This is a genomic window from Pseudomonas sp. NPDC088322 (assembly GCF_044740745.1).
Taxonomy (GTDB): domain Bacteria; phylum Pseudomonadota; class Gammaproteobacteria; order Pseudomonadales; family Pseudomonadaceae; genus Aquipseudomonas; species Aquipseudomonas shirazensis.
This window is the reverse complement of record NZ_JBIURK010000001.1, coordinates 588089-598535: the sequence shown is the minus strand read 5'-3', so window position 1 is coordinate 598535 and position 10447 is coordinate 588089. Positions and strand designations below refer to the sequence as shown.

Annotated in this window: 8 protein-coding genes and 4 tRNA genes; all 12 read right to left on the bottom strand. The window is 62.2% G+C overall.

Features of this window, described 5'->3' with window-relative positions; all coding sequences use genetic code 11:
• Position 1: 1 nt before the first annotated feature.
• The 12 genes from ACIOAU_RS02820 to astA all read right to left on the bottom strand — a co-directional run bounded on the left by ACIOAU_RS02820 (position 2) and on the right by astA (position 10419).
• Positions 2 to 75: transfer RNA gene (locus tag ACIOAU_RS02820), tRNA-Arg, on the bottom strand.
• A gap of 73 nt (positions 76 to 148) precedes the next feature.
• Positions 149 to 225 (bottom strand) — tRNA-Arg (locus ACIOAU_RS02815).
• 72 nt (positions 226 to 297) lie between these two features.
• Positions 298 to 374 (bottom strand) — tRNA-Arg (locus ACIOAU_RS02810).
• Positions 375 to 481: 107 nt separating this feature from the next.
• Positions 482 to 572: transfer RNA gene (locus ACIOAU_RS02805), tRNA-Ser, on the bottom strand.
• A gap of 72 nt (positions 573 to 644) precedes the next feature.
• Positions 645 to 833 (bottom strand): carbon storage regulator CsrA, encoded by a 189-nt coding sequence (gene csrA, locus ACIOAU_RS02800; RefSeq protein WP_043209419.1) that lies wholly within the window; start codon positions 831 to 833, stop codon positions 645 to 647.
• A gap of 166 nt (positions 834 to 999) precedes the next feature.
• Positions 1000 to 2235: an aspartate kinase gene (locus ACIOAU_RS02795; RefSeq protein ID WP_101317730.1), complete on the bottom strand. Its 1236-nt coding sequence runs from the start codon at positions 2233 to 2235 to the stop codon at positions 1000 to 1002.
• 84 nt (positions 2236 to 2319) lie between these two features.
• The gene (gene alaS, locus ACIOAU_RS02790; RefSeq protein WP_150569798.1) at positions 2320 to 4944 is read right to left on the bottom strand and encodes an alanine--tRNA ligase; all 2625 of its coding nucleotides are present in this window, start codon (positions 4942 to 4944) and stop codon (positions 2320 to 2322) included.
• 280 nt (positions 4945 to 5224) lie between these two features.
• On the bottom strand, positions 5225 to 6232 hold the full coding sequence (astE, locus tag ACIOAU_RS02785; protein WP_150569799.1) for a succinylglutamate desuccinylase: 1008 nt from the start codon (positions 6230 to 6232) through the stop codon (positions 5225 to 5227).
• A 10-nt stretch (positions 6233 to 6242) separates the two neighbouring features.
• Positions 6243 to 6539 carry a topoisomerase II gene (locus ACIOAU_RS02780; protein ID WP_101317724.1) on the bottom strand — a complete coding sequence of 99 codons (297 nt, stop codon included), beginning with the start codon at positions 6537 to 6539 and terminating at the stop codon, positions 6243 to 6245.
• A 15-nt stretch (positions 6540 to 6554) separates the two neighbouring features.
• Positions 6555 to 7904 carry an N-succinylarginine dihydrolase gene (gene astB, locus ACIOAU_RS02775; protein WP_401179801.1) on the bottom strand — a complete coding sequence of 450 codons (1350 nt, stop codon included), beginning with the start codon at positions 7902 to 7904 and terminating at the stop codon, positions 6555 to 6557.
• Positions 7905 to 7927: 23 nt separating this feature from the next.
• Complete coding sequence (gene astD, locus ACIOAU_RS02770; protein WP_401179798.1) at positions 7928 to 9394, bottom strand: succinylglutamate-semialdehyde dehydrogenase; 1467 nt, start codon at positions 9392 to 9394, stop codon at positions 7928 to 7930.
• Positions 9391 to 10419, bottom strand: a complete 1029-nt coding sequence (astA, locus tag ACIOAU_RS02765; protein ID WP_101317718.1) for an arginine N-succinyltransferase — start codon at positions 10417 to 10419, stop codon at positions 9391 to 9393. The genes astD and astA overlap by 4 nt, the downstream gene beginning before the upstream one ends.
• Between the last annotated feature and the right edge of the window lie 28 nt (positions 10420 to 10447).

The following is a 10447-nucleotide window of genomic DNA, read 5'->3' as shown; positions in this document are numbered from 1 at the left end:
GTGGACTCAGCAGGATTCGAACCTGCGACCGCTCGGTTCGTAGCCGAGTACTCTATCCAGCTGAGCTATGAGTCCAAGTTGGTAGTTTTAGACCAGGTTACCACTGGTTGAAACAAGGTGCCTGTGCAAGCACAACCACCGTGCTATATGGTGGACTCAGCAGGATTCGAACCTGCGACCGCTCGGTTCGTAGCCGAGTACTCTATCCAGCTGAGCTATGAGTCCAAGTTGGTAGTTTTAGACCAGATTACCACTGGTTGAACAATCCGGCTCTGCGAGCAAAACCTTCATGTTGTATGGTGGACTCAGCAGGATTCGAACCTGCGACCGCTCGGTTCGTAGCCGAGTACTCTATCCAGCTGAGCTATGAGTCCATGTCTTGCCGCGCATTATAGATCGCTTTACCGATTTGCCAAGTACTTTTTCGTTTAATTTCAACGACTTAGTAATCTTGGCCAGTTGAAGCGCCCTAAGCGAATAATGGCGGTGAAGGGGGGATTCGAACCCCCGATACCCTTATGAGGTATACTCCCTTAGCAGGGGAGCGCCTTCGGCCACTCGGCCACCTCACCGCAACACGGGGCGTACTATAACCAGAGCCCTCCCCGTTTGCAAACCCTTTTTTAAAAAAAATCTGATAAAAATTAAAGGGTTGGTTCTTCGTCCTTCTCTTTCTTGATTCGCAGGTAGATTTCTTCGCGGTGAACCGCGACTTCCTTGGGCGCGCTAACGCCAATTCGTACCTGGTTGCCTTTGACACCCAGGACCGTAACGGTGATCTCACCGTCACCAATGATCAGGCTCTCGGCGCACCGACGAGTCAGAATCAACATAGCTTTCTCCTTACGCAGTTCAATCAGGGACAACAGTCTGAGGTAGCGCGCTGGCTGCGGGACGCACAGTCAGCGTGTGTGGCCGCCAGAGAGGACAGGACAGGGCCCATCCGGCGGCCGGAAACGCGAAGGGCGCGGCAAGCCGCGCCCTCCTCCTGACTACACGTTACTCGCCTTGGCGGGCAGGCGCATCCAGCTCGAAGGCGGTGTGCAGGGCGCGCACGGCCAGCTCGAGGTACTTCTCTTCGATGACCACCGAAACCTTGATCTCGGACGTGGAGATCATCTGGATGTTGATGGTCTCCTTGGCCAGCGCTTCGAACATACGGCTGGCAACGCCGGCGTGCGAGCGCATGCCGACGCCGACGATCGATACCTTGGCAATCTTGGTATCGCCGATCACTTCACGGGCGCCGATCTCGCGCGCAGTGTTTTCCAACACCTTGTGCGCCGCTTCGTACTCGTTGCGGTGCACGGTGAAGGTAAAATCGGTGGTGTTATCGTGGGCAACGTTCTGCACGATCATGTCGACTTCGATGTTCGAAGCGCTGATCGGGCCGAGGATCTTGAAGGCAACGCCTGGGGTATCCGGCACGCCACGAATGGTCAGCTTGGCTTCATCACGGTTGAAGGCGATACCGGAAATGATCGGCTGTTCCATGGATTCCTCTTCATCAATGGTAATGAGGGTACCTGGACCCTCCTTGAAACTGTGCAGCACGCGCAACGGAACGTTGTACTTGCCGGCGAATTCGACAGAGCGGATCTGCAGCACCTTGGAACCGAGGCTGGCCATTTCCAGCATCTCTTCGAAGGTGATCTTCTCCAGACGGCGCGCCTGCGGTACCACCCGCGGGTCGGTGGTGTAGACACCATCGACGTCGGTGTAGATCTGGCACTCGTCAGCCTTCAGCGCGGCCGCCAGGGCCACACCAGTGGTGTCCGAACCGCCACGACCGAGGGTGGTGATGCTGCCGTTCTCGTCGACGCCCTGGAAGCCCGCCACGACAACCACACGGCCAGCCTTGAGGTCGGCACGAATCTTCTGGTCGTCGATCTGCAGGATGCGCGCCTTGTTGTGCGCGCTGTCGGTGAGAATGCGCACCTGATTGCCGGTGTAGGACACCGCCGGCACGCCACGCTTGATCAAGGCCATGGCCAGCAGGGCAATGGTCACCTGCTCGCCAGTCGACACGATCACGTCCAGCTCACGCGGAACCGGCTTGTCGCTAATCTGCTTGGCCAGGTCCAGCAAGCGGTTGGTCTCCCCGCTCATGGCCGACAGGACCACGACCAGGTCATCGCCTGCCTCGCGGAATTTCTTGACCTTGTCGGCAACCTGCTCGATCCGCTCGATGGATCCGACAGAGGTGCCGCCAAATTTCTGTACGATCAACGCCATTTCAAAGCTGCCTCTGCCCGTGATGGGCACCCAATAAACAATCCAACCTGAAACGGCCCGCTATCACTAGCGGGCCGCTTCATCTCAAAGCCGCTGTTCGGCGAACGGCACAGCCAGGGCCAGGGCACTGTCCAGTGCAGCGACGTCGACGCCGCCACCCTGGGCCATGTCCGGACGACCACCGCCTTTACCGCCAACCGCCGCAGCGGCCTGCTTCATCAGATCGCCGGCCTTGAGTTGGCCGGAGAGGTCTTTGGTCACGCCAGCCACCAGCACGACCTTGCCCTCATGCTCACTGCCCAGCAGGATCACTGCGTGGCCGAGCTTGTTCTTCAGTTGATCGACCAGCGCCAGCAGAGCCTTGCCATCCTGCCCGTCAAGGCGAGCGGCGAGAACCTTGGCGCCTTTGACCTCAACGGCTGCGTTGGAGAGATCATCTCCGGCAGCGCTGGCGGCCTTGGCCTGCAGCTGTTCAAGCTGTTTTTCCAGCTGACGGTTGCGCTCGAGCACCGCCGCCAGCTTGTCGATCAGGTTGTCACGGTTACCCTTGACCAATTGCGCAGCTTCCTTGACCTGCTCTTCAGCAGCGTTCAGGTAAGCCAGTGCCGCAGCCCCGGTGATCGCTTCGATACGGCGCACGCCAGAAGCCACGCCGCCTTCGCTGATGATCTTGAACAGGCTGATGTCGCCGGTGCGCTTGGCATGGATACCACCGCACAGCTCCACCGAAAAATCACCGCCCATGCTCAACACGCGCACGCTGTCGCCGTATTTTTCGCCGAACAACGCCATTGCACCTTTGCGCTTGGCGGTTTCGATGTCGGTCTCTTCGGTTTGCACCTCGGAGTTCTTGCGCACTTCGCGGTTGACGATGTCTTCCAGCGCCTTGAGCTGCTCTGGCTTGACCGCCTCGAAGTGGCTGAAGTCAAAGCGCAGGCGCTGGCTGTCGACCAGCGAGCCTTTCTGCTGGACGTGATCGCCGAGCACCTGGCGCAGCGCCGCGTGCAGCAGGTGAGTCGCGGAGTGGTTCAGCGAGGTTGCGTGCTGCACTTCGGCATCCACCTGCGCTTCAACTTCGGCGCCTACGCGCAGCGCGCCAGTGGCGACTACACCGTGGTGCAGGAAAGCACCGGCAGTCTTGGTGGTATCACGCACATCAAAGCGCACGTCGGCGGCCTGCAGGTAGCCGGCATCGCCAATCTGGCCGCCGGACTCGGCGTAGAACGGCGTGCGATCAAGCACCACCACGCCTTCGTCGCCTTCATGCAGCTGCTCGACGGCTTGGCCGTCCTTGTACAGCGCGACGACCTTGGCCTGGGCCGTGGTTGCCTGGTAGCCGAGGAACTCGGTGGCAACATCGACCTTGACCAGGCTGTTGTAGTCCATGCCGAAGGCGCTGGCGGAGCGGGCGCGCTCGCGCTGGGCTTCCATCTCGCGCTCGAAACCGGCTTCGTCGATGGTCAGCTCGCGCTCACGGGCGATGTCGGCGGTCAGGTCCATCGGGAAGCCATAGGTGTCATACAGCTTGAACACCACGTCACCCGGGACGGTAGTGCCCTGCAGCTGGGCCAGGTCCTGCTCGAGGATGCGCAGGCCCTGCTCGAGGGTCTTGGCGAACTGCTCTTCTTCGCTCTTGAGGACGCGCTCGATGTGCGCCTGCTGGCTGCTCAGTTCAGGGAAGGCCTGGCCCATCTCGGCGACCAGCGCAGCGACGATCTGGTAGAAGAAGCTGCCCTTGGCACCGAGTTTGTTGCCGTGACGGCAAGCGCGGCGAATGATCCGGCGCAGCACGTAGCCGCGGCCTTCGTTGGACGGCAGCACGCCATCGGCGATGAGGAAGCCGCACGAACGAATATGGTCGGCGACGACTTTCAGCGAAGGCTGGCCGTCGTTGCTGCAACCGATGGCCTGGGCTGCGGCTACCAGCAGGTTCTGGAACAGGTCGATCTCGTAGTTCGAATGCACATGCTGCATCACCGCACTGATCCGTTCCAGGCCCATGCCGGTATCCACCGACGGCGCTGGCAGCGGGTGCAGGACGCCATCGGCGGTGCGGTTGAACTGCATGAAGACGTTGTTCCAGATCTCGATGTAGCGGTCGCCGTCTTCTTCTGGCGAGCCGGGTGGGCCACCCCAGATATCGGCGCCATGGTCAAAGAAGATCTCGGTGCACGGGCCGCATGGGCCGGTGTCGCCCATGGTCCAGAAGTTGTCCGAAGCGTAAGGCGCGCCTTTGTTGTCGCCAATGCGCACCATGCGCTCGGCCGGCACGCCGATTTCCTTGGTCCAGATGTCGTAGGCTTCGTCATCGCTGGCGTAGACCGTGACCCAGAGTTTTTCCTGGGGCAGGTTCAGCCACTGCGGCGAAGTCAGGAAGGTCCAGGCATAGGTGATCGCGTCACGCTTGAAGTAGTCGCCGAAGCTGAAGTTGCCCAGCATTTCGAAGAAGGTGTGGTGACGCGCGGTGTAACCGACGTTTTCCAGGTCGTTGTGCTTGCCGCCGGCGCGGACGCACTTCTGGCTGCTGGCGGCGCGGGTGTAGGCGCGCTTTTCCTGGCCGAGGAAGCAGTCCTTGAACTGGTTCATGCCGGCATTGGTGAACAGCAGGGTCGGGTCGTTGCCCGGGATCAGGGAGCTGGAGGCAACACGGGTGTGGCCCTGCTCCTCGAAGAAGCGAAGGAAGGCTTCACGGATTTCTGCGCTTTTCATAGGTTCTTCCACGGAAACGGCGGCCGTTAAGGCAAACACGTCGAAACGACGGCAAAGGGCCGCATTATATCGGTCCTGCAAGCTGGATGCAGTGTGTTTATGCGCCCTGAAAGGTCGTTTGCGGGCAATTTCAGGTCAGCACGGCTAAAAACTTGAAGGGGATGCTAAGGCGAGGGTTTGGCCGCTGGCAAGCCAATTACCGCTGGGGCAGGGAAAATCAGCCAGGATGCGCCGCTCGAGGCTGGCCGCGCAGCGCGCAGCCAGCGACAAATGGTACGGATCAGCTCAGGCGCTGGCCCGAATCGGGCACGATCAGAATGCCCGCACGCAGGCCGTTGCGCACCTTGGGGTTGGGGAAAATGATCCGCGCGCCCTCCTCCTCGACGATCCAGCGAGTTTCAGCCAGATCTTCGGCCAGCAGGTAGCCCTTGCTCAGTTCGGAGAAATTTTCGATGTCATCCGGCAGGTGCAGGTGGAAGTGGTCGCTGTGCTTGATGATTTCGCGGGCCACGCTGAACAGTTGCAGGCCGTCGAAACTGTCGTCGACCGCCGGCTCCTTGCCTTCGATGATCTGCACCAGGCGCTTGTGCAAACGATCAAGGTTGACCTCTTCGTTCTGCCCGAACGGGCGCGCCTTGCCCAGTTCCAAGGTAAACGCCTCGGCTTCGAGCTGTTCGTAGGTGAAGGCACTGAAGGTGATCGAGGTCTTGCTCTGCAGCAACACCGCCTGCATCCCGGCCTGGCTCAGGCGCGCCAACTCGCGGCGCGAATGCTGGCGGCCGTCCTTGTACGGGTACAGGGCAAACTGCTCGATCTTCGAGCCGCGGATCGCGGTGTGCAGGTCGTAGTGCAGGCGATTGCGCCCAGCCACGCTGAAGAACGTGCGGGCGTACTGCTCCAGCTCGGCAGCACGCAGCGCTTCGAAACCGCTCGACGATTCGTGCCGACCGTTGAACAAGCGGTTCAGGTCCTGCTCAAGGTAACGCTGGCCTGCACGCATCGCCATTGGGCTGCCAAACAGGAACAGGACTCGCGCCTGCGGCACGATCTCGCCCCTGGCGATGCCCTGCAGCAATTGATCGAGCAACTCGATCGGCGCGGTCTCGTTACCGTGAATACCCGCCGACAGCAGCAGGTGCAAGGTGCCGTCGTCCACCTTCGGCGGCGTCACTTCCAGCGCGCCCTCCCCCAGCCAACGCAGGCGCAGACCTGCTGATGTCGATTGAGTCTTCTCGCCCGGCTCACGGCCGCCAAGCGTCAGGTCAAGCAGTTTGCCGAGGGCGAGCATAGGCACATCCTTAGTGGTGGTGACCGCAATCCGGGCCGTGCACGTGGCCATCCTCATCGTCGTCGCCCAGCTCAGCCGGCTCCATCTCCAGCTGCAGGCTGACCAGGTTGGTGGCCATCGGGCGCAGCAGCAGGTTGGCGAACTCGGCATCGCCTTCAGCGACATCCACACCGATCAGCAGCTGGCCGCGGCCGTCCTGCTGAATCCAGACTTCCTTGCCCTGCCAGAGCACGGCAAAGCGCGTGCAGGAGGTTTCCAGTTGGGTGCCATCATCGTCTTCCAGGATCAGGCGCAGGGCGTCAGACATTACGTAATTCTCTCTTCAGGGTTGGCGTTGGAACGGATAGACCGAGCCCAGCTTGAGCAGTTGGGTCAGGTCATCCAGGGCCGTACGGCATTCGGTGAGCAGTTGCGGGTCGGCCAGGTCACTGTCGCTCATGCGATCGCGATAGTGCCGATCGACCCACTGGATCAGGCTGTCGTACAGCGGCGCCGACATGATAACCCCTGGATTGACCGCCGCCAGCTCGGATTCTTTCAAGGCCACGCGCAGACGCAGGCATGCCGGGCCGCCGCCGTTCTGCATGCTCTGCTTGAGATCGAACACCTTGACCTCCTTGACCGGGCCACCCTGGCTGGTCAACTGGCTCAGGTAGTCCCAGACGCGCGGGTTGTTGCGGCACTCTTCCGGCACCACCAGCAGCATCGAGCCGTCTTCGCGTGACAGCAGTTGGCTGTTGAACAGGTAGGAACGCACCGCGTCCTCCACTGCCACCGCCGCCCGTGGCACGCAGATGCCCTGGAACTTGCCACCCTTGCCGGCCAGTTTAGCCTGCAGCTGGGCAAGCACCGCATCAGTCTCGAGGAAGGCATCCTCGTGGTAGAACAGCACTTCGCCGTTACCTACCGAAATCACGTCGTTATGGAACACGCCCTGGTCGATCACCGCTGGATTCTGTTGAGCGTAGACCACCCCATCAGCACTGAGGCCGTGCAAGCGAGCGACGGCCTGCGAAGCTTCCAGGGTCTGGCGTGCCGGGTACTTCTGCGGCGCCGGGTAGCGGCTGTCGAAGGCACTGCGGCCGTAGACAAAAAACTCTACGCCGGGCTCGCCATAGCTGCGACAGAAGCGCGCGTGGTTGGCCGCGCCTTCGTCACCAAACTGGGCCACCGCCGGCAGCGCCTGGTGGTGGGCGAATACCTGCTCATCGGCGAACATCGCCGCCAGCACGCGGCTGGTGGTCGGATGCTCGATGCTGCGGTGATACTTGCAGTTGAGGTTGGCGGCAGTGAAATGCACGCGGCCATCGGCAGTGTCGGCGCTCGGGCTGACCGTTGCCGCGTTGGCCACCCACATGCTCGAAGCCGAGCAACTGGCAACCAGCAAGGGCATGGCCTCCTGGGCGGCGCGACGGATCACCTCGGCGTCACTGCCGCTGAAGCCAAGCCGGCGCAGGGCAGCAACGTCCGGGCGCTCCTGCGGGGCGAGTACGCCCTGCTTGAAGCCCATGTCGCTCAGCGCCTTCATCTTGGCCAGGCCCTGACGCGCCGCTTCGCGCGGGTTGGAGCACTGCTGGCTGTTGCTCTGCGAGGCCACGTTGCCGTACGACAGGCCGCCGTAATTGTGGGTCGGCCCTACCAGGCCATCAAAATTCACTTCATAGGATTTCATCGGCAAGGCTCCGAGACCATTTGTTATAGGGTGACGCCCGGCGTCAATGTCGCCGGCAAGGCGAGGCTGGCGGTCTCCAGCGATGCCACGGGGTAAGCGCAGTAGTCGGCCGCGTAGTAAGCGCTGGCGCGGTGGTTGCCGCTGGCGCCGACGCCACCGAATGGCGCACTGCTGGCGGCCCCGGTGAGCTGTTTGTTCCAGTTGACGATACCGGCGCGGCTACGCAGCCAGAAGTGCTGGTAGCGCTCATGCGAGTCAGACAACAAACCGGCGGCCAGGCCGTATTGGGTGGCGTTGGCCTGGTCGATCGCGCTGTCGAAGTCGGCGTAGCGAATGACCTGCAGCAATGGCCCGAAGAACTCTTCATCAGGGCGCTCTGCAACGCCTGTGACATCGATGATGCCAGGCGTCAGCAGCGCTGCACCTGCTTGCGGCTGAGTCATCGGCAGCAGCGCCAGCGCACCCTTGCCGATCAGCGCTTGCTGAGCATCAAGCAGGGCCTGGGCCGCCGCCAGGGAAATCACCGAGCCCATGAACGGCGCGGGTTGCAGGTCATAGGCGCCAACCGTGATGCTGCGGCAGACCTCGACCAGCCGCGCCAGCAGGCTGTCACCCCAGGCGCCCTCAGGCACCAGCAAGCGACGCGCGCAGGTGCAGCGTTGACCGGCAGAAATGAACGCCGACTGAATGATGGTATAGACGGCCGCGTCGAGATCCTTGACCTGATCGACCACCAACGGATTGTTGCCACCCATTTCCAGCGCCAGAATCTTTTCCGGGCGCCCGGCAAATTGCTGGTGCAGCAGGTTGCCGGTGCGGCTGGAGCCGGTGAAGAACAAACCGTCGATACCAGCATCGGCAGCCAGCGCCACGCCAGTCTCACGGGCGCCCTGAACCAGATTGAGCACACCCGCAGGCAAACCCGCCGCGATCCAGCATTTGACCGTCAGCTCGGCCACTTTCGGGGTCAGCTCACTTGGCTTGAACACCACGCAGTTACCGGCCAGCAGCGCCGGCACAATATGCCCGTTGGGCAAATGGCCAGGGAAGTTGTACGGGCCGAACACCGCCACCACGCCATGGGGCTTGTGCCGCAGCACGGCAGTCGCATCGCCAAGCGGGCCGCTTTTTTCACCAGTGCGTTCACGATAGCTCTGCACCGAGATCGCCACCTTGTTGACCATGCTGGTGACTTCGGTTGCCGACTCCCACAACGGTTTACCGGTTTCTTCCCCGATGCAGCGGGCCAGGTCGTCAGCATGGGCCTTGAGCTGCTCAGCGAAGGCTTCCAGCACCGCGATGCGTGCTTCCAGACTGAGCAGGGCCCAGGCCGGGAACGCCTCGCGAGCCGCACTTACTGCGGCGGCAACCTGGCCAGCAGCAGCGCCCTGCCCCGCCCAGACGAGCGCCTGGGTGACTGGGTTCAGCGACTGCAGCGCCTCACCCTGGCCAGCCTGCCATTGCCCTGCGATGTAATGGGTCGTCATCACTGCGCCTCCCGACTGGCGGACAAGGTGACTGCGCGCACGTGGTCACCCACGCCCAGGCGTAGGCGTTTCGCCGTCAGCGCGTCGACCACCAGCGTGCCGGCCGCCAGCCGCGCTGGCGCTGCGGTGATGCGGCAGTCTTCGCGTTTGCGGTTGTGGATCAGGTACGGCGTGGCGTCATCGCCTGGAGTGCCTACTGCCAGCACCAGATTCTGGCTTTCGCGCACGGCACGGATCTTCGCCGTGTCGCATTCGATTGCCGGGCCTGCATCGAAGATGTCGACGTAGCCCTGGTAGTTGAAACCTTCGCGCTCGAGCATGGCCAGCGCCGGCTCGGTGTCGGTGTGTACCCGGCCGACCACACTGCGTGCAGCCTCGGAAAGGAAGCACGTGTACAGCGGGAACTTGGGCATCAATTCGGCGATGAAGGCCTTGTTACCCACGCCGGTCAGATAGTCAGCCTGGCTGAACTCCATCTTGAAGAAGTGCCGGCCCAGCGACTCCCAGAACGGCGAGCGGCCTGCGGCGTCGGAGATCCCGCGCATCTCGGCGATGACCTTCTTGCCGAACAGCTCAGGGAACTCGGCGATGAACAGCATGCGCGCCTTCGACAGCAGGCGGCCGTTGAGGCCGTTGCGGTGATCACTGCGCAGGAACAACGAACACAGCTCGGAGTTGCCGGTGAGGTCGTTGGCCAGGAACAGGGTCGGGATCTCGCGGTAGATATTCAGCTCCTGCGAGGCGCTGACGGTCAGGCCGACCCGGTAGTTGTACCAGGGTTCACGCAGGCCGACGGCACCGGCGATGGCGCTGATGCCGACCACCAGGCCTTCGTCGTTTTCAAGCACGAACAGGTAATCGGTGTCGGCCCGCCCGGCCTCACCGGTGAAGCTCTTTTCAGCCCAGCGCACGCGCTGAGCCAGCCGCTCTTCGTTGGCCGGCAGGGTAGTCAGGCCAGTGGTACCGGCGCTGCGCGCCATTTCGATGAGCGCGGGTAAATCGCTGCTGCGTACAGGACGAACGATCATGCTATCTCCTTGAGCGGCGGTCTGTGCC